The sequence below is a fragment of the Arenibacter sp. P308M17 genome (assembly GCF_003426735.1).
GTDB lineage: Bacteria > Bacteroidota > Bacteroidia > Flavobacteriales > Flavobacteriaceae > Arenibacter.
This window is the reverse complement of the sequence record NZ_QVON01000004.1, coordinates 453,461-473,610: the sequence shown is the minus strand read 5'-3', so window position 1 is coordinate 473,610 and position 20,150 is coordinate 453,461. Positions and strand designations below refer to the sequence as shown.

The following is a 20,150-nucleotide window of genomic DNA, read 5'->3' as shown; positions in this document are numbered from 1 at the left end:
ACAAACACAAAAAAGAAGGCTTTCCCCATAGGGAGGAACCGGATCCGTCAACAAGATATTCAGCCCTGGCCTATCGGCGGGCCGAATACTTAGTTATTGGCGTGTCGTTTTTTTATTTCTTCTTCAAAATTGTCCTTTATTATCTTTTCTAATTTTCTGTTTCCAAACCAATGAAAAGGAGATTTCAAATCGTGAAGTCCATAACTGGTTGAGTTAATTAAAATGTCTTGTCGGTCATAGATAACCACAATTTGTCGTCCCCAATTTGTGGAGAACCAACTCCAAGCTGGAGATAAAATTGATACTTGTTGGTTATGAATCTGTAAGGTCCAACCGAGTTTTTCAGTCAAATTTTTAACTGCTTCCCGGTTTCCGTCTTTTAGTGTTCCACTTATGCGTTTTAGTCTATCAAGATTAATTATTGAATAAAGTAGCAGCCCACCGAGAATTAATGCAAGTCCAAAAAGTACGGAAGCACCAATTATGTAATCTCCATTTTCCAATTGGTCAAAGAAGAAAAGTCCCGATAGTAAAGGATAAGCACCGACTAAAACGACATATGTCAAAAAATCAAAAATTGGTTCAATCAGCCAAGTCTTTCTAATTACTCGTCCTTTTTGTTTTGATTTTGGTATGTCGATTTTATCGTGTCTCAATTTTGTGTTGTTTTAAATGCACGCCAACAATTGGATATGATCATTGATCATATATACCTTATGTGCCTAAGATAGTAAATCATTTATTTTCATGATTGATTTTTCTGCTATATATGAAGTACACCGAATCAAAATTGGAACAACCTTTATAGGATTACTGCAAACGGAAGAGTATCGGTACAGCTTGTGAATCTAACTATCCCCACCTCCAGTACTTATCTTTTTTTCATTTCGCAAGCTTCATTCAAAAAAAACAAGAGCTTCCGGTTCCGCTAAATACCGGTTGTGATCATTCAAAAAAGTAACTGTCATTTGGGATTTATCCACTCACAACCCGTATTTCTGCCCACGCTGGCATCCTGCCAAGAATTGGCTTCATCGCCATAACAAAATTTCAACCGCATCCCCATCTACACCGGTATCTTTGCCTATGGTATCCCGTATGCTTTTAATATGGGTTGTTATTGTACTCATTTTTTGTTTTTATGAAGTAGTTGCAAAAACGCAATACCCCTGTCCGTTATTTTATATTGTTGTTTAGAACTTTTAGGTGTTTCAGGAATAGTCCAAGCAATGAGATTATCCTCCCTTAATCTATTGATTGTCTGATACAGTTGTCCAGATATGCTTTTTTGACCTAATTCTAGTGCTATTTCCTTTGTTGCAACTGTTCGCTTAAATATAATTCTTAGAACAATTGTGTACAAAGACTCCTGCTGCAACTCCTGCTGCAACTCCTGCTGCAACTCGTGCTGCAACTCGTGCTGCAACTCCTGCTGCAACTCCTGCTGCAACTCGTGCTGCAACTCGTGCTGTAACTCCTGTTGCTGCTTGAAGTCCTTCTTAATGAACGTTACCCTAAAGGCTACTCCAGGCTCGTTCCATTTGAATGCTATTTCGGGATATGTCTTTAAATCATCTGCGATTAACTGTAGGCCGTTGCCCCATTGCTCAATAATGCCCAATCTCTTAAACACTGGTGCCAGCACTTTATTTCGCACATCCGATTGCCCCGCATCCATTTCATTGAAATCTACTGATGGCAATAATTTCCCTGGACTGGTAACCTCAATTTTATCATCGAAAATGGCGATTTTTATATCCTTGCCCAGTAAGGAATAATCCCGGTGTATTACTGCATTTCGTATGACCTCCCTCATGGCGATCATAGGATATTCCCAACGGTCATTACGATAAACGCCCTCGTAATCCTTGGTGCCTTGGGACACATGGCGCATTATAAATTGATACGCCAATTCTGCATGGTCTGCAATGCTTCCTATTATCGTTTTTTGATCTATATAAGTTCCTGGAATTGTTCCTTTAAAACGAGCACATTCGATTTTTGCATAAGGAAATAATTCTTTTTTAACATCATCATTGGAAAGAAGCACTAGGGCATTGGTAGGGAAAAATTGCCCTTGTTCCTTCTTTAAGAGATCCAGTTTTTTTAATACTTCCCCGTTTAATTCTTCATCTGTCTTATCCTTAAAAAATTCCTTGAAGTTCTCAATATTTAATTGTTCAATCGTTTTTTTGAAAACCAACTCAGCATCAAAGGAAATTCTATTGCCTGTCCTTTCCAGTTCCTGAATCATTTCATCATTGGCAAGCCTGTTAGAAGACCCAACCCTTATAAAAGTTCCAGTTTCCTTTCCTTTTGATTTTAGGAAATATGGAGGCTTACTCCCCTTATGGATAAAGACTCTAACGATGAATTTGCCAGCTTCTTCAATAAAGGAGATTTCGGGTAAAATGGTAGGTTCACATCCATCATTAATAATATTACTGATCTGGTTTTCTAAACTATCTAAGTGTTCCTTTTTAATTCCAATGATTGCCCTAGGGTTATTCTTTATACCAATGAATAGCTCCCCACCGGCATCATTGGCAAATGCGACAATGGTTTTCACTAAATCGGCTTTTGTTGGTAATAGCTCTTTAAACTCTAACCGACGGCCTTCAGGTAGTTTTATTTTATCCAGAATTTTCAACTGTTATTTTTTTATTATGGGGTTTGGTATGTTTCTTTTTTCGATTCCCTAATGGCCTTTTAAAATTGGGTCAATTCACTCACTACTTTGATCAAAGCAGTAAAGCTGCTGCATCGTCAAGAACCGTGCTGCCCAATTCCTTTAGATAAACTTGGGTGGTGGTCAGGTCTTTATGTCCCAATGATTCCCCAATAATATCCGTAGCTACACCTTTTTGTTTTAAACAATTGGCAAAACTGTGGCGGGCCACATAACTGGACAAAGATTTATTGATTCCGCAAAGATTGGCAATTTCTTTCAAGTCTCGATTATATTTGGCCAAGGTTTTCTTTTTGCGATGATCAATTTGGGCCGGGGTCAGTCCATTCCTTAATAGTATGGGAAACACATATTCCGTAGGCAATGCATTTAGTTCGTAAAAATCTAGGATTTCTTGCACGGGCGGTAGAATGGTAATTACAAACCTCCCCTTGGTCTTGTTTCTAATATAAGAGATCGTTGTTCCATCAATATCCTTCCATTTCAGCACCATCATATCCGTGTAATTCATTCCCCTGGTATAAAAGCTGAATACAAAGTAATTCCGGGCATCCATTAAATGTGGATGCTTGGATAGATCAAAGTTGATAATCTTGGTGACCTGATTAAAGTCCAATGCCTTTTTAATACCCTTTCCTTTTAATTTGGAGATCTTATACGTCTTGAAGGGGTGGTTGATATCCTTTATGATATTCCGTTCAATGGCTTTATTGTACAATGCCCGTAATGTGCGTTGCTTGATGCTGATTCCGCCATCTGTCCCGCCCCGGGAACGGAGCCATGCCTCATATTTATTTAGAAAGGTATTGGTGATATCCTGAAACTTGACCTTTTTAAATCTGGAAAACTGTTTTACGGATTTCATGGTTTCCTCGTACATGGAAGCATTCCCCATTCTTCCCGCCAATTTCATTTCTGCCACGATCTCTTCCCAAAATGGGAAAAGATAATCGTTTGCCGGATTGTTATCTACCCGAAAACGTTTGCTGAAATCATCAAGATCAAAGTATTCCTTTTCCATCTGAAGATCGGAATATACTTTTAAGGCCCGATCCTTAAATTTCAACAGCAACCTGTTATTTTGGATGTAATTTGAATTTTTTCTATTAAAACAACCGGCAGCAACGTTCCACTCGTTTTCCGTGGTCTTGAATATGGTGTTGAAATATTTGGTTTTTCTATCTTTGGTCACCCTAAGACAGACCGGGAAAGTGCCATCGGGGAATGCTTTTTTTCGTAAAACTATTTTAATGCTAGACATAATAACTCAATAACGGGTACAACATATTTCCATAAAATTGTTTTGACGCTTGACATAATAAGTCATAATGGGTACAACATAGGTACAACAAATGGGTATTTAAAGTTACCAATTAAGAAAGTTTCTGCAAAACAAAAAAATGTAAAATACTGATAATCAGTTAATTTGCAAACAAATAGCACTTAAAGAAATTGAATTTCAATGGTCTTACAAGCAGGGGGTCACTGGTTCGAACCCAGTAGGGCCCACAGTAACAAAGATAAGGCTTCCAAGAAATTGGGAGCCTTTTTTGTTGGATCAAAAATTCCAAAAAGGCTCACTTTTGGAGGATCATGACTAATTTTTGTTGTCAATCTATACTTAACCCTCATTTTTAACAGATCATTTTTTAATTTAGTTAATTAATTTATACTTGTTGTTCCAAGGCATTCCTGAATGTTCCGTTGCACCCTATTAATCTTAGTTTAATAAACCAACAATTAAATTAGGTCAATTGCCCTAATATATTTATTTTAGCGGCCAATCACTAGTCAGGTAATTTGGGTCTTGTTTTTTCAATCACAAATTTAGGGCAGTCTTTAAATGGAATAATCTCGGGCAATTAACGGTTTGTTTCATGTAAAAATTAAATAAAATAGAATTATGGAGTCCATAAGCACGATAGATCTTTTGGTCATTGTTCTTTATTTATTATGCGTAGTATTTGTTGGACTTTGGTTTTCCCGCAAACGCAGACAAACCAGTGAGGGTTATTTTTTGGCCGGCAAATCGTTGACCTGGTCGGTAATTGGAGCTTCACTTTTTGCTTCTAATATCTCCACCGTACATCTTGTTGGCCTAGCGGAATCCGGTTATAAGGACGGAATGGTCTGGGGAAATTTCGAGTGGTTTTCCGCTTTTGAGCTTCTCCTTCTGGCATTTGTTTTCATACCTTTTTATTTAAGGACCAGAATTACTACACTTCCACAGTTTTTAGAGAAAAGGTATGATGCCCGTTCTAGAGTGGTTTTGGCCATTTTCAGTATTTTGGCCGCCTTGTTCATGCATATTGGGGTAAGTTTTTATGCAGGGGCAGTAGTGTTCGAGAAAATATTTGGATTCGATATCCTGGTATCCATAATCATCATTGCCTTGGCAACGGGAATATATACTATAATTGGTGGTTTGACCTCCGTTGTCATTACCGAATCCGTACAAACGATTATTTTAATTTTGGGCTCCTTGACCATTACTGTCCTGGCTATCTGCCAGCTCCCGGAATTGGGGATAGACACCTACGATGGCTTAAAGGAAGCTGTAGGTTCGGACCGGTTAAAGGCCGTTGATTTTAATACCGGGACAAAAGGTTTTACATTTATGGATATGCTTTTTGGACATTTAATATTAGGTATTTGGTATTGGTGTACGGATCAAACCATAGTACAGCGGGTTTTAGGTGCCAGATCCGAAAAGCAGGCCAAATTGGGAGCCATTTTTGCTGGATTTCTAAAAATATTACCTGTCTTTATTATGGTGGTTCCTGGAATTTTAGCGGTTGCCCTTTTTCAAGAACAAATTGGGAATGAAACCAAAAGTGTATTACCTGTGATGATCGTGAATTTAATGCCCATTGGGCTCAAGGGATTGATGGTGGCAGCATTGTTGGCTGCGGTGATGAGCAGTGTTGCCGCGGCACTGAATAGCTGTTCTACCCTAATCGTCTATGATGTTTTTGATAAAATAAAACCTGAGCTGTCCGATAGGGCCAAAATAAATATCGGAAAAATTACCGCTGGGGCAGTATTGGTTCTTGCTGTAGCTTGGTCGCCATTCTTGGGAAATCTAGGCGCCATTTTTGAGTTGATCAATCATATGTTCTCCATTTTTGCCCCATCCATCGTGGTGGTATTTTTATGGGGTATCCTCTTTAAGAGAGGAACGGCCAATGCTTCATTTTATACCTTACTGGTCGGGAGCCTTTTTGCCGCCTGTGTTTTTTATGTAGAAAAATATATGGTGGTCGGCGGTATTGAAAACTATATTTCCAGTAACCAGGGATTGGGAATAAATTGGTTGCGGCAGACATATGTCTTTTTTATATTTTCATCCCTATTATACCTAGTAATATCCTATTTTGATAAAACGGAACAGGAGATTCCGACGGAGTTTTATCTCAAGGTAAATAAGCCGTGCAAACAAATAAATTATCTAAGTGCTTTGTTGGTCGGGATTATGTTGGTCCTATACTACGTATTTTATTGATGCTATTTGAAAGTAAATACAAAACCATGAGCTTTGATCAATTTCCAAGACTTCCCCAGACTCCCGTTCCCATTGCCATAATTGGCGCCGGTGGTATTGTACGGGATGGGCATTTACCGGCCTATTCCAAGGCCAATTTTCCTGTTATGGGTATATATGATGTTGATGTGGATAGGGCATTTAAATTAAAGGAACGATACCCGTTTATTGGAAATGTATTTACTTCTTTGGCCGATCTGATCGAAAAAGCCCTTAAGACCAAGGTCGTTTTTGACCTTGCCGTTCCGGCTAGCAATATTTGTGATATTCTAGAACAGATTCCCATAGGTTCGGCAGTTCTGATCCAGAAGCCTATGGGAGAAAATTTGGAGGAGGCAAGGCGGATATTCAATATATGCCAAAAACGACAATTGGTTTCCGCTGTTAATTTTCAATTGCGGTTTGCACCATACATTTTAGCCGCAAAGCATATTGTGGATCTAGGGCTCATAGGTAAAATTTATGACATGGAATTTAAGGTCTGTGTCAGCACACCTTGGCATCTTTGGCATTTTCTAAATGGAAAATCTAGAGTGGAAGTGCTGTACCATAGTATTCATTATTTGGATCTGATCCGTTTTTTTATTGGAAACCCGGTTCGGGTTATGGCCAGCACCATTAAACACCCCAATGCAGTGGAACTAGAGGCCACCCGGAGCAGTATTATATTGGATTACGATCAGTACACACAGGCAAGAATACTTACCAATCACGGACATATATATGGGCCGGAACATCAGGAATCCTATTTTAAGATTGAAGGGAGCAAGGGAGCCATAAAAATTAAGATAGGGGTATCTTTGGATTATCCCAAAGGAGAGCTTCCAAAAATGGAGTACATTATTGTGGAAGATGGAAAGGGCTGGCGGGAGGTTCCCTTAATCGGCGGGTGGTTTCCAGATGCCTTTATAGGTCCCATGGCCAGTTTGCAAAATCATTATCAAGGTGGCCAACAATCCCCTACACATTATATCGAAGACGCCCTACAGACTATGCAATTGGTTGAAACCGTATATAAGTCCAGTGAGGTTGAGGGTATTAAATTTAATTATTTCAGCGAGAACAAACCTTAATGGATTATAAATAATTATTAGTTATCAAAAGCTGATGAATTGTAATGGATCTATACCCAAATAAATGTAAACATAAGGCCACGATAAGGAAAACAAAAGAGTTAATGATAAAAAATTAAGTGTATTTATAAAACTAGAGCGGGCACCGAAAATAGTTAAAAGATAATGAATAAAACAATTATGATCAAAAGAGGGTATGCAGTGGATGCCCGATTCAATTTAAAAAATGGAGCTGGATCCGATGCTGTACATGCCACTCCTATATATGCCTATGCGGTTTGTAAACTTAGTACCGACACCAATTTGGAAGGGGTTGGACTTGCCTTTACCTTGGGTACGGGCAACACATTGGTTTGCGAAGCTATAGACTATCTGGTAAAGTACGTGGCTGGGAAAGATATAAATGATTTAATGGCCGATTTTGGGAATACCTATAAGTTGATGGTCGACGATCCTAATTTAAGATGGCTCGGGCCCCACATGGGAGTAGTTCATTTGGCTTTGGCCGCTGTTGTTAATTCCTGTTTCGATCTTTGGGCAAAATCCAAGGGTGAGCCGCTTTGGAAACTACTTGTCAACCTTTCGCCCGAGGCCTTGATAAATACCTTGGATTTTTCCTATTATGAGGATGTGCTTACCAAGGAAGAGGCCATTTCGCTTTTGGCCGCCCAAGAATTTGGAAAACAGGAAAGAGAAAAAATATTGGACACGGGTTACCCGGGATACGATACTTCTATTGGATGGTTCAATTATAGTGATGACCATGTGGCCGATAATATAAAAAAAGCCATGGACAATGGTTTTACGGCCATGAAACTCAAGGTTGGGTCCAAAAATCCCGATAGGGATATCCGTCGGGCCCAATTGGTAAGAAAGAATGCCGGAGATGATGCTACCATTATGTTCGATGCCAATCAGCAATGGAATCTGTCCGAGGCCATTGCCATTTGTGGGCGGTTATTGGAATTTAATCCGTACTGGGTAGAAGAACCAACCCATCCGGTCGACATATTTGCGCATATGGAACTGGTGAAAAGGATCGATGTAAAACTTGCCCTTGGAGAGCAGGTGCCCAACAAGATCGTATTTAAAAATTATATCCAATCGGGTTGCCTGTCATTTAACCAGGTCGATGCAGTAAGGGTGGGCGGCATTTCCGAATTTATTTTAATTAGCCTTTTGTCCAAAAAATTTAATATCCCTGTTGTTCCCCATGTTGGGGACATGGGACAGATACACCAGCACCTGGTATTGTTTAACCATATCTCTATAGGCCACCCGGTTTTGTTTTTGGAGCATATTCCCCATTTACGGGAACATTTCGAATTTCCGGCTATTATTGAAGGAGGCCATTATATTACCCCACAAGAGCCCGGATCTAGTTCGTCCCTAAAAAATTATTGATCTAGTGTGGTCATCTTTCTTTTGGACCACCACACTGGGGTTTTAGAAATAATGGGCAAAAATTTTTCTTGAAGGGATGCCGAAACAATTGGGTGCTTCAAAGTACAACAAGTTATATTTTAAAATATAAGAAATGAAAATAATATTAAATACGATCTTAATGACAGTGCTGGCCTTTTCCTGTATGGCACAGGAAAAAGCAGTGGTGCCTTTGCCCACTCCGGCCCAACTAAAATGGCAAAATGCCGAACTTGCGGCGGTATTCCATTACGATCTTCATGTCTTTGATGGAGAGCCTTACAACCAGGCCCAAAATAGGATAACCCCAATACAGGATTACAATATTTTTAACCCGGTAAAACTTGATACCGACCAATGGGTAAAAGCAGCAAAAGATGCCGGTTTTAAGGTGGCGATTTTAACGGCCACCCATGAAACCGGATTTGCACTATATCAGAGCAAGGTTAATCCCTACAGTTTAAAGGCGGTGGAATGGCGTGATGGAAAGGGAGACATTGTTGGTGATTTTGTTAAATCATGTCGCAAGTATGGTATTGCTCCCGGTATTTATATAGGAATACGCTGGAACTCTTTTTACGGGATACATGACTTTAAAGTACAGGGCAATACGGAATTTTCAAAAAACAGACAGGAGTATTATAATAGAATGTGTGAAGGCATGGTAAGGGAACTCTGTTCCAATTACGGAGATCTTGCCATAGTTTGGTTTGACGGAGGGGCGCATGGTCCTGAACAGGGTGGCCCCGATGTACTTTCAATTTTTGAGGAACTACAACCTAACGGCCTGTTTTATCATAACCTGCAGAGGGCAGATATACGCTGGGGTGGAAGTGAATCCGGGACAGTACCATATCCTTGCTGGGGAACCTACGAAACTCCTGCATGGTTCAATAATAGGGATGACGATGTTGGGTTTAGGCCTCTAAAATACGGTAATCCAGATGGCGCTTATTATATCCCCGCCATGTCCGACGCACCCTTGCGGGGATATAACGGAAGGCACGAATGGTTTTGGGAACCTGGTGATGAAGAGCACATCTTTCCCTTGGAAAATCTCATGGATATGTACTATAATTCAGTAGGCCACAATACCACACTGATTATGGGACTTACACCAGACCCTAACGGGTTGCTGCCCCAGCCCGATGTAAAACGTTTGAAGGAATGGGGAGATGAAATAACACGCCGCTTTGGCAGCCCCTTGGCCGAAATCTCTGGAAAGGGCAAAAGATTCACCCTTAAATTAAAGGGAAAGACGAAAATCAACCAAATTGTTTTACAGGAAGATATATCCAAAGGGGAGCGGATAAGGAAATTTGTTTTGGAGGGCAAAACAGAAGACGGATGGCAAACTTTATTCCAAGGGTCCAGTATTGGGCACAAGTTCATCCATGTTTTTGACGGAATTGAGGTATCCCACATTCGTCTCTCCATCAACGAATCAAAAGGAGATCCACTAATTCTAGGTTTTGAAGTTTTTCACATAAATGACTAGTCTATGCAAAATGTAGAAAAATATATTAAACGCCTTGTAACATATACCGCTCTAGTACTAGTATTTTTTAATGTTGAAAGTTGTTCTAAAAAAAAGATAATAGTGGCATGTGTAGGGGATAGCATTACCTATGGGGCACGGCTCGAAGATCGTGATCAGCACTCCTATCCCGCCCAATTGCAAGTGCTTCTAGGGGAGGATTATTTAGTGAAAAACTTTGGGGTGGGGAGTTGCACGCTAATTAGAAAGGGCAATCCGAACGTGTGGAACGAACTCCCAAAAATAAAGGGGGCCAACCCAGATATTATTGTCATTAGTCTTGGTACGAACGATACCTGTGGTATGGGAACCTGTGGGGATAGAAAGTGCTGGGAGTTCATGGATGAATTTGAAAGCGATTATCGAGATCTTATCGATGAACTTTCTAAAATGCCATCCAAACAACAAGTCTTTGTATGTGCTCCCACCCCAATGGTTTTGGAAACTCCCGGTTTGGACAGTACACGTGTAGAAGGGCTGACCATCCGAAAGCCAAGACTTCAGGAGCTTATCGGACTCATAAATAAGGTTGTGGATGAAAAGGAGGTAAAGTTTATTGATCTCAATAAACCGTTGGACCATAGGCCCGAGCTATTTACCCAAGAAGACGGCGTGCACCCTAACAAGGCCGGTTACCTAGCTATTGCCGAATTGGTGTTTCAAAAATTAAAAGAATAAATGCCCCTCTCAATCTTAAAAAATAGACCAATGAACAATAGGTTTTTACTTACGGTGAATTTGTTTTTCTTCCTATGTCTAAAAATAGGGGCGCAACATCAGGTTCCCATACCTACTCCCGCACAGTTACAATGGCAAAACGCAGAACTGGCAGCTTTGGTCTGTTGGGACATGCATGTATTTGACGGGGAATTCTATGTTCAGAAAGAGGTTAGAATAACTCCGGTAGAGGATTACAACACCTTTAATCCGGAAAATTATGATATGGATCAGTGGATAAAAGCCATAAGGGATGCCGGATTTAAAATTGCCATTTTTACGGTCAGTCACGAGACCGGTTTCTTTTTTCACCAAAGTAATGCAACCCCCTATTCTATGAAAGCCCTGAGCTGGCAGGACGGAAAAGGCGATATTCTTAGGGATTTTAAGGCATCTTGTGAAAAGTACGGAATTCTTCCCGGGGTCTATATTGGAACGCGATGGAACGCCTATTATGGAATACATGACTTTAAGGTACAGGGAGATAGCGAGTTTAGCCGAAACAGACAGGCCTATTATAACAGGACGATAGAAAAAATTGTGGAAGAGATATTTGCCAATTACGGGGAATGGGCAATGGTCTGGTTCGATGGCGGCGCCCACGGTCCAGAGCAGGGTGGTCCTGACGTTCTTTCCGTTTTTGAGAAATATCAGCCCAATGGTCTTTTCTATCACAACCTTCAACGTGCAGATATAAGATGGGGCGGTAGCGAAACAGGTACGGTTCCCTATCCAAGTTGGGGCACCTTTCCCTATAGGGCCATTGGAGCAGGGGAATCGGCCAAAAAGGAAATAGGGGCCAATAATTTCCAACTCTTGAAGAAAGGGGACCCTGATGGGGTTTATTATATGCCCGCTATGAGCGATGCCCCTTTGCGCGGTAAAGGTGGCCACGATTGGTTCTGGGAACCAAATCGGGAACATACGATATATCCGTTGGACGATTTGGTAAATATGTACTATAATTCCGTAGGCTACAATACAACCCTGATTATGGGACTAACACCGGACCCTGAAGGTTTGCTGCCCCAGCCCGATGTAAAGCGCCTCAAAGAATTTGGGGATGAGATCAATCGGCGGTTTTCAAATCCGATCGCTTCCACTTCGGGTGCTGGAAAAACGATAAATTTAAAACTTCTCGAACGTCAAATAATAAACCAAGTAGTTGTAATGGAGGATATTTCACAGGGTGAACGCGTGCGTACCTTTGAGCTGGAAGGCAAAACATCCAAAGGTTGGCGGACGATTTTTAAAGGCTCGGTTATCGGGCATAAGTTTATACATGTTTTTGATGATATTGAAGTGACCCGGATGCGCTTAGTTATTAAATCAGCAATAGGAACCCCCAAGATCAAAAAAATCGAAGTACATAAAAATTAGAGTTTTACATTTATAAAATAACTGATTCTGGAAAAAGGATTGTATTCCTGTAAATCATTACACGCCAAAATAATTAAGATTAAAAAATTAGGCTATGTCCAACAAGATATTTGTTTTAAGGTTTTCGGTATATCGTATCAAGGACAAATAAATCCATTTATATGCTTATAAAAACGATTTGTAATAAAATCCATTATAGGGTAATGTTGGTTTCCTTGTTCCTCCAAGTTGGTTGCACCAATTCTGAACTATCAAGGAAACCAAACATCATATTTATTCTTGCCGATGACCTGGGCTGGAGGGATTTGGGATTTATGGGGAGTGAATTTTATGAGACCCCAAACCTGGATAAGCTTGCTTCGGAGAGCATGGTGTTTACCAATGCCTATGCAGCTTCTCCGATATGTTCCCCGTCACGCGCAGCTATCCTAAGCGGCAAACACCCTGCGAGATTGCATCTTACGGATTGGATACCTGGAAACCCTCCTTCAAGGACCGAAAAACTGATGGCGAAACCCTTTAAAACCGAGCTGGCAATGGAGGAGTTTACTTTGGCAGAGGCCATGCAACAGGGAGGTTACAAAACATTTTTTGCTGGTAAATGGCATTTGGGAGAGGAAGCGTTTTATCCGGAATATCATGGATTTGATATAAATATTGGAGGAAACCATACAGGTCATCCTTCCAGTTATTTCTCTCCTTACAATAACCCACAGTTGCCCGATGGTCCCGATGGCGAGTATCTTACGGATCGACTTGTCAATGAGACAATTTCATTTATGAAGGAGGAACAAGGGAATCCATTTTTGGCCTTTCTTTCGTTTTATTCCGTTCACTTGCCTTTACAGGGAAAACCGGAAAAAGTGGAAAAATATAGGAAGAAGCTCCAAAATATGAATTTTAATGGCAAGGAGTTGGTACAACAGGGAACGACCTATTTTAAAAACCACCAAAATGACCCCGTTTATGCGGCCATGGTGGAAAGCATGGATGAAAATATTGGTCGGTTGTTGAAGGCTATTAAACAACTGGGACTTGATAAAAATACGATCATTGTATTTACATCCGATAACGGCGGGATGGCGACCAATAGGAATCCAAATCCTATCCCAACTTCCAATTTGCCCCTAAGGGCCGGTAAAGGACATTTGTACGAAGGTGGAATCCGTGAACCGCTAATAGTATGTTGGCCAGGAAGGGTTGTTCCCGGTAGTAGGTCGGACGAGCCTGTAACGGGAACGGATTTTTATCCAACATTTATAGATCTGGCCGGAATAAAAATGCTACCAGAGCAACATATTGACGGGAATAGTTTAAAACCGGCATTATTTAGTAAGGAAAGAATCGATAGACAAGCCATTTTCTGGCATTATCCCCATTATAGTGGGGGGTTGGGCGGTAGGCCTGCAGCTGCAGTAAGGATGGGCAAATACAAGTTGATAGCATTTTTTGAGGATATGGAAGTTGAACTATACGATCTGGAAACCGATATCTCGGAACAACATGATCTGTCCACTAAAATGCCCAAAAAAGTGAAAGAAATGAAGGGGTTATTGCATGCGTGGAGAAAGGAAGTAGGTGCGCAAATGCCTATACCCAACCCCGATTATAAAGAATAAAATAGCTATATTATCATTAAAACTTGTTTCATGTATTATAAAAAGGGATTTTTTAACCTAAGCTTATTTTCCGTCTTGTTTCTTTTTACAATGGCAGGCTGTCAAAAACAAAATTTTGATAAAAATAATGAATTGCCAAAATACGAACCCACATTTAAGGAATTGGCTAAAACATGGGATGAGGCCATACCCCTGGGCAATGCAACCTTAGGTGCGTTGATCTGGCAGAAAGACGGGAAATTACGATTTTCATTGGATAGGGCAGACCTCTGGGATCTGCGCCCAATGGAAAACTTGAATTTTGAGGAATTCGACTTTGATTGGGTGAAAAAAGAATGGGAAAACAATACTTATAAAAATGTTCAGGATAAATATGATGCCCCATATGATAATTTACCGGCCCCATCCAAAATACCGGGAGCTGCCATAGAATTTGACATTAGTAGTCTAGGAGAGGTAGCATCGGTAAAACTAATGTTGAAAAACGCCATTTGCGAGGTACGTTGGAAAAACGGAGCAGTCCTTAAAACCTTTGTCCACGCCACAGAACCTATTGGTTGGTACCGATTTGAAAATCTCCCAACGCTTTTAAGGCCTACCATATCCCCCCCGACCTATGCATTGAAAGAAACCACTGGAAAGGGAGATCCGGTAACCGGACAGGATTTGCGAAGATTGGGTTATGGGCAAGGTAAAATAGAAGAAACTGAAAATTCCATTTCTTACGATCAAAGTGGGTGGTCCGGATTTGAATATCAGTTACATACCCAATGGAGACAGACTGAGAATGTATTGGAAGGTAGTTGGAGTATGAGTTCAAGAAAATCAAAAAATGAAAGGCATCTAAGCGCCGAGAAAATTGTCAATGTCTCTTTTTCTGATGGAATGTTGGCTTCTATGAAAAGCCATAGGTCCTGGTGGGAATCATTTTGGGGAAAATCCAATATAAGTGTTCCCGATACCATTTTACAAAACCAATGGTATATGGAAATGTACAAATTGGGATCGGCTGCAAGGCAGGGGGCACCACCCATATCCCTGCAAAGCGTATGGACAGCGGACAACGGTAAACTACCGCCCTGGAAAGGGGATTTTCACCATGACCTAAATACACAATTAAGTTACTGGCCCACCTATTCCGGCAATCATCTGGATCTGGAACAAGGGTTTCTGGACTGGCTGATCAAATACAAGCCCAGCTTTAAAAAATATACCAAGGAATTCTATGGTACCAACGGACTTAATGTGCCCGGGGTCACTACCTTGACGGGAGAGCCCATGGGCGGTTGGATCCAATATTCCTTCGGCCCAACGGTCGGGGCATGGCTGGGGCAACATTTCTATTTACATTGGCGCTATTCCATGGATAGGGATTTTCTTAAGGAGGAAGCCTATCCGTGGATCAGGGAGGTGGCCGTTCACATTGACGAGTTGTCGGTAATGGGCAAGGACGGAAAGCGAAAACTCCCTTTGAGCTCCAGTCCTGAAATCCACAATAATTCCCGCGAGGCCTGGTTCGATGAGATCACCAATTTTGACCTTGCCTTGATCAAGTGGACCTATTCACATGCGGCAGAACTGGCCATGGAGCTAGGTTTGAAAGAGGAAGCGGATAAATGGAACTCCAATCTTAACGAGTGGCCGGATTATGCCGTGAACGAACAGGGGCTTATGTTCTCCCCTGGCCTGCCCTATAACGAATCACATCGTCATTTTTCCCATTTAATGGCCATACACCCACTGGGACTCATAGATCCTTCCCATGGGGAAAAGGATACGGAAATTATAAACAGGACCATTGCCAACCTGGACGCTACAGGTAGCAGCCAATGGGTAGGCTACTCCTTTAGTTGGCTGGGCAACCTAAAGGCCAGGGCCTTTGACGGGGAAGGAGCGGCAAAGGCATTAAAGGATTTTGCCACTTCCTTTGTACTGTCCAATGGTTTTCATGTCAACGGCGACCAATCCGGTACCGGAAAATCCAATTTTACCTACAGGCCATTTACCTTGGAGGGCAACTTTGCCTTTGCCGCGGGACTGCAGGAAATGCTGATACAGAGCCATACCGGAACCGTACGCCTTTTCCCCGCTATCCCATCGGATTGGAAAAACGTGGGTTTTAGCCAATTGCGCGCAGAAGGGGCCTTTTTGATATCCGCGCAAAAACAGGAAGGAAAATTGAAATGGGTAAAGATTTTTTCTGAAAAGGGTGGGGAGTTACGACTAAAAAACCCCTTTCCGAATAAGGAGATTTCTTTTCAAGAAAGAACGGACTATACTTGGAAAGGGGATATATTGTTGATCAATACAAAACCCGGAGAAATGGCATTAATTAAGGAAAAAGAGTAATCTCTAAAATATTTTATGGAGTGGATTTTATTATATCGGTTGTAGATAAATAAATTAAAATTATAATGAACCGGCTCTTTTAAGATTTTTTATCAATTTTGTGGTTTGTAAACTATTGAAATGAAAAATCATTTCATAGGGTTTTTTAAATGAGTCTTTAATATTTTTTCAATATTAAGACTTATTGCGATCAACAATTGGATTTTTCAATCGTGTTATTTTTTTAATGTAAGTCATGAAAACAACTAATAAAATAAAGACCAAGGACGTGATTCTCCAAGTGGCAGTGCAATTATTTAATCAGCATGGTGTTCAGAGCATTACAAGTAGGCAGATTGCTACGGAGATGGGGATAAGTTATGGTAATGTTGACTACCATTACAAAAATAAAGAGGAGGTGTTGTTGGCTATCTATAAGCAGATGCGGAACGAAATGTCCAGTACCTATCTTTCACGGAAAGAATATTCTACATCCTTGGAATATTTTCATCGATTATTGATTAGGCTTGAAGCATTTCAGTTGAAGTATAGATTTTTTAATCTGGATGTACTCGAAATATCCCGTTCGTTTCCTAAGATAAGCAAACATATTACCAAGACTTTGGAAATAAGAAAACAACAAATGAATGAGTTGTTTATGGACTTTATTGCGGAGGGTTATTTGGAAGGGGATGGGGGTTTTGACTATAGCCGCTTACAACATACAATACGTATTATTATTACTTTCTGGTTGTCACAACAGGAGGTGCTCCACAATTTTAAATATCAGGAAAACGGCGAAATGACGAGACATATATGGGAAATACTTTTGCCTAATCTAACAGAATCTGGCCGGAAGGAACATCATAGATTGATTACAAGGTTTGGTTATTGCTGAATTGGGAATATTTATTCAAAGCAGGAGGGTCCTGGTTCGGAACCAGTAGGGCCCAAAGTAACAAAGACATGGCTTCCAAGAAATTGGGAACTGTTTTTGTGGGGTGTAAATTCTCGTTTGAGCGCGCTTTACGATCATTTTTTAAATCCTGTTCCTTCTCCAATTAAATTTTTGTGGGCCAAGTATTCTAGGCATCATAATTTTCTCCAGGCTGTAGCGGGAATATCTTCATTTTTATAGTTTCGGGAGGAAAAATATAGGAGTATGGTATTATTTAAATAATAGTCATTATCTTTTATGGGTCAATGTAGTATTTGGCCTCTGCTGTTGTTGTCTTGGGTTGATTAAAATAGGGTTAACAGAACATTAGGACTGGAATGTTGCAATTCCAGTTTTATGCTTATACCCAATGGGCTTGCAGTGAATATATTATATGGGAGCCAACCAAGACCATCAAATTATTGTTTACATGAAAAACCAAAATAAGGCCGTATCGCGAAGAAAATTCTTGGATTCTATTACAACAGCAGCACTAGCAGTTCCATTTTTGGCCAATGCCTCTGTAAGTTTTGGTTCTCCGGTCAACAAGTTAAGACATGCTTGTATAGGGGTCGGGGGAATGGGATGGCACGACCTTCAAAACTTTAAGGAACATCCCCATGTACAAATTGTTGCACTATGCGACGTGGATGCAAAAAACTTACAAAGGGCGGCGGATATTTTACCGGATGCACGATTATATAGTGATTGGCGCGAACTTCTTGAACAGGAGGGAAACCTTATTGACTCGGTAAACGTGACCGTACCGGACCACAACCATTTCGCTATTGCTTACCGGGCAATCCTGGATGGAAAACATGTTTATTGTCAAAAACCTTTGTGCCATGACGTGGCAGAAGTACGCAAACTTACCCAAGCCTCAATAAAGGCGGGGGTAGTAACACAATTGGGTACACAGCATGCCTCGGGCCAAGGAGATCGTTCAGCGGTCCAAATTCTAAAGGAGGGTGCTATAGGAAAAATTAAGCACGCCTATCTGTGTTCCAACCGTCCGGAGGCCATAGAAAGATATAGGTTGCCAGGCCCACGTCCATCTGAAGGGCAGCAACCGCCCTCCCATTTAAATTGGGACCTATGGACAGGAACCGCTCCTATACGCTCTTATTCCCCCAATATATATCATCCGGCCATTTGGAGGGCATGGCAGGACTTCGGTACCGGATGGTCAGGAGATATAGGATGCCATATATTTGATGCCGTATGGAAAGGTTTGGGATTAACGGCACCTATATCCGTAGTAGCAAGGGTTCAGGATTCATGGCGGGAATCTTCGGAACGAAATGGGGATACCTGGCCTCAGAGCGACCACATCACTTGGATGTTCCCTGGGAATGAGCTTACTCACTCGGATTTACTGCCTCTGGAATGGTTCGACGGAGAGTTTTACCCTCCTTGGGAAGTACAGGCCCTATTTCATGGAAAACCATATCCGGCAGAATCGGCACTTCTCATAGGAACCGAAGGGGCCCTACTTATACCCCATACGGAAATGCCTGTTCTGTTGCCGGAAAATAAATATGCGGATTACCAAATGCCCACCTTGGAAGACCGCAATCATTACCATCATTTTGTGGATGCATGTTTGGGCCTTGAAGTAAACGAATCACATTTTGCCCAGTCCGGGCCTATGACCGAGGCTATCCTATTGGGAACGGTGGCAATTCGGGTTCCGGATACGGTCCTGGAATGGGATCCTGCTACTATGACGTTTCCCAACCATCCTAAGGCCAATAAATATCTTCAACGTACCTATCGTAAAGGCTGGGGCGTGGATGGATTTTAAATAATAGGGAAGAGTAAATTTATTTATTTTCCCTGAAAGTAGAAGATAATCCGGATGCATTATAAGTCTGAGGCTTTATTTTAAAACCGACCTGATATATTTGTTGTTCAGAACATAACTATCAAACATTATCGCATTTTCGGGAACTGCCCCTTCGATTTGTACCCAACCTTCATAGCCAATATCATCTATTGCTTTTTTTACTTCATTAAAATCAATTTTGCCCTGTCCCAATAAATAACCATTCTCTTTGGCGTGAAATTCACAGATGTGCTTTTTGCCCAGCCATCGGATTTCGTCATAGATATTGTACCCCATTTTGTTTGAGTTGGCCACATCATAATACACTTGGACATTGGGCGAATTTACGGCGCTGATGATTTCCATGTGTTCTTCGGCACTTAACCAAGATTCTATGCCTAGGATGACTCCATTTTTCTCTGCCTTTTTTGATACTTTTTTTAATCTTCGAATAGTTTCCTGAGTACCTTTGATGTCCTTTTTAAGGTCTCCATTGTGGAAGAAAGCCAAGAGAACCACTTTAACGCCCAATTTTTTGGCCACATCTATACTGTCGGATACCCAAATCTCCGCACGTGCATCCGATTTATAGGGAATGTTGTTCATTTCACCAATAGCAATGCCGCTTATGCTCATACCATACTCGGCGCAGGCATTTTTATATTGTTGTTGAATGTTTGGTTGCCTTAGGTGCATGTTGTTGGCTACAGTACCCAAACTGATCTGTACGCCATCCAATCCAATTTTTTTACCAACTTTTATGGCTTCTATTTCCGACATTTTCTGGATAGACCAATCACAGGCACCAATTTTAAATCTACGACTTTTGTCCCATGCAAAAGCCTCGTATGCCCCCATTAAACTTAATCCTAATAGTCCGATAGAGGATTTTAGTACTTCCCTTCTTGTTATTGAGGTACCCATAATGTCAAAATTTAATGGTTTATTATTATTGAATAACGTGAGTTCGATATAAAGTTTATTTAAAATCCGTTGCTTATATGGCATCTGTCCGCTCGAGGGGACCTTAGCAATTATTTTAACTTACGCTAAATCAATGTATTGAAAACATTTTTATGTGG

14 protein-coding genes are annotated in these 20,150 nt (G+C 40.9%); 10 read left to right on the top strand and 4 right to left on the bottom strand.

Features of this window, described 5'->3' with window-relative positions; genetic code table 11:
- Window positions 1-89: 89 nt before the first annotated feature.
- The 3 genes from D0S24_RS12765 to D0S24_RS12755 form a co-directional block, all read right to left on the bottom strand.
- Window positions 90-656 (bottom strand): hypothetical protein, encoded by a 567-nt coding sequence (locus D0S24_RS12765; RefSeq protein ID WP_117020225.1) that lies wholly within the window; start codon window positions 654-656, stop codon window positions 90-92.
- 470 nt (window positions 657-1,126) lie between these two features.
- Complete coding sequence (locus D0S24_RS12760) at window positions 1,127-2,650, bottom strand: ATP-binding protein (protein WP_117020224.1); 1,524 nt, start codon at window positions 2,648-2,650, stop codon at window positions 1,127-1,129.
- Window positions 2,651-2,741: 91 nt separating this feature from the next.
- Window positions 2,742-3,950: a site-specific integrase gene (locus D0S24_RS12755; protein ID WP_117020223.1), complete on the bottom strand. Its 1,209-nt coding sequence runs from the start codon at window positions 3,948-3,950 to the stop codon at window positions 2,742-2,744.
- Window positions 3,951-4,592: 642 nt separating this feature from the next.
- Here D0S24_RS12755 and D0S24_RS12750 point away from each other — a divergent pair.
- The 10 genes from D0S24_RS12750 (at window position 4,593) to D0S24_RS12700 (ending at window position 19,047) form a co-directional block, all read left to right on the top strand.
- Complete coding sequence (locus D0S24_RS12750) at window positions 4,593-6,191, top strand: sodium:solute symporter family transporter (protein ID WP_117020222.1); 1,599 nt, start codon at window positions 4,593-4,595, stop codon at window positions 6,189-6,191.
- Between the two features lie 26 nt (window positions 6,192-6,217).
- Window positions 6,218-7,303: a Gfo/Idh/MocA family protein gene (locus tag D0S24_RS12745; RefSeq protein ID WP_117020267.1), complete on the top strand. Its 1,086-nt coding sequence runs from the start codon at window positions 6,218-6,220 to the stop codon at window positions 7,301-7,303.
- A gap of 165 nt (window positions 7,304-7,468) precedes the next feature.
- Entirely contained in the window at window positions 7,469-8,707 is a 1,239-nt protein-coding gene (locus tag D0S24_RS12740; protein WP_117020221.1) for an enolase C-terminal domain-like protein, read from the top strand.
- A gap of 133 nt (window positions 8,708-8,840) precedes the next feature.
- Window positions 8,841-10,223: an alpha-L-fucosidase gene (locus D0S24_RS12735; protein WP_117020220.1), complete on the top strand. Its 1,383-nt coding sequence runs from the start codon at window positions 8,841-8,843 to the stop codon at window positions 10,221-10,223.
- 3 nt (window positions 10,224-10,226) lie between these two features.
- Window positions 10,227-10,940 (top strand): GDSL-type esterase/lipase family protein, encoded by a 714-nt coding sequence (locus tag D0S24_RS12730; RefSeq protein ID WP_117020219.1) that lies wholly within the window; start codon window positions 10,227-10,229, stop codon window positions 10,938-10,940.
- A gap of 30 nt (window positions 10,941-10,970) precedes the next feature.
- The gene (locus tag D0S24_RS12725) at window positions 10,971-12,359 is read left to right on the top strand and encodes an alpha-L-fucosidase (protein WP_220377760.1); all 1,389 of its coding nucleotides are present in this window, start codon (window positions 10,971-10,973) and stop codon (window positions 12,357-12,359) included.
- 161 nt (window positions 12,360-12,520) lie between these two features.
- Complete coding sequence (locus tag D0S24_RS12720) at window positions 12,521-13,978, top strand: sulfatase (protein WP_220377759.1); 1,458 nt, start codon at window positions 12,521-12,523, stop codon at window positions 13,976-13,978.
- A gap of 132 nt (window positions 13,979-14,110) precedes the next feature.
- Window positions 14,111-16,327, top strand: coding sequence for a glycosyl hydrolase family 95 catalytic domain-containing protein (locus D0S24_RS12715; protein WP_181938082.1), 2,217 nt, complete (start codon window positions 14,111-14,113; stop codon window positions 16,325-16,327).
- A 235-nt stretch (window positions 16,328-16,562) separates the two neighbouring features.
- Window positions 16,563-17,204 carry a TetR/AcrR family transcriptional regulator gene (locus tag D0S24_RS12710; RefSeq protein ID WP_117020216.1) on the top strand — a complete coding sequence of 214 codons (642 nt, stop codon included), beginning with the start codon at window positions 16,563-16,565 and terminating at the stop codon, window positions 17,202-17,204.
- A gap of 469 nt (window positions 17,205-17,673) precedes the next feature.
- On the top strand, window positions 17,674-19,047 hold the full coding sequence (locus D0S24_RS12700; protein ID WP_117020265.1) for a Gfo/Idh/MocA family protein: 1,374 nt from the start codon (window positions 17,674-17,676) through the stop codon (window positions 19,045-19,047).
- A 75-nt stretch (window positions 19,048-19,122) separates the two neighbouring features.
- Here D0S24_RS12700 and D0S24_RS12695 read toward each other — a convergent pair whose 3' ends face one another.
- The gene (locus D0S24_RS12695) at window positions 19,123-19,992 is read right to left on the bottom strand and encodes a sugar phosphate isomerase/epimerase (protein ID WP_117020214.1); all 870 of its coding nucleotides are present in this window, start codon (window positions 19,990-19,992) and stop codon (window positions 19,123-19,125) included.
- Window positions 19,993-20,150: the final 158 nt, after the last annotated feature.

Bases quoted from the DNA above. Each gene is read 5' to 3' on its own strand.
- D0S24_RS12755 (WP_117020223.1), bottom strand. From the start codon at position 3,950: ATGTCTAGCATTAAAATAGTTTTACGAAAAAAAGCATTCCCCGATGGC.
- D0S24_RS12750 (WP_117020222.1), top strand. From the start codon at position 4,593: ATGGAGTCCATAAGCACGATAGATCTTTTGGTCATTGTTCTTTATTTA.
- D0S24_RS12745 (WP_117020267.1), top strand. From the start codon at position 6,218: ATGAGCTTTGATCAATTTCCAAGACTTCCCCAGACTCCCGTTCCCATT.
- D0S24_RS12740 (WP_117020221.1), top strand. From the start codon at position 7,469: ATGAATAAAACAATTATGATCAAAAGAGGGTATGCAGTGGATGCCCGA.
- D0S24_RS12735 (WP_117020220.1), top strand. From the start codon at position 8,841: ATGAAAATAATATTAAATACGATCTTAATGACAGTGCTGGCCTTTTCC.
- D0S24_RS12730 (WP_117020219.1), top strand. From the start codon at position 10,227: ATGCAAAATGTAGAAAAATATATTAAACGCCTTGTAACATATACCGCT.
- D0S24_RS12725 (WP_220377760.1), top strand. From the start codon at position 10,971: ATGAACAATAGGTTTTTACTTACGGTGAATTTGTTTTTCTTCCTATGT.
- D0S24_RS12720 (WP_220377759.1), top strand. From the start codon at position 12,521: ATGCTTATAAAAACGATTTGTAATAAAATCCATTATAGGGTAATGTTG.
- D0S24_RS12710 (WP_117020216.1), top strand. From the start codon at position 16,563: ATGAAAACAACTAATAAAATAAAGACCAAGGACGTGATTCTCCAAGTG.
- D0S24_RS12700 (WP_117020265.1), top strand. From the start codon at position 17,674: ATGAAAAACCAAAATAAGGCCGTATCGCGAAGAAAATTCTTGGATTCT.
- D0S24_RS12695 (WP_117020214.1), bottom strand. From the start codon at position 19,992: ATGGGTACCTCAATAACAAGAAGGGAAGTACTAAAATCCTCTATCGGA.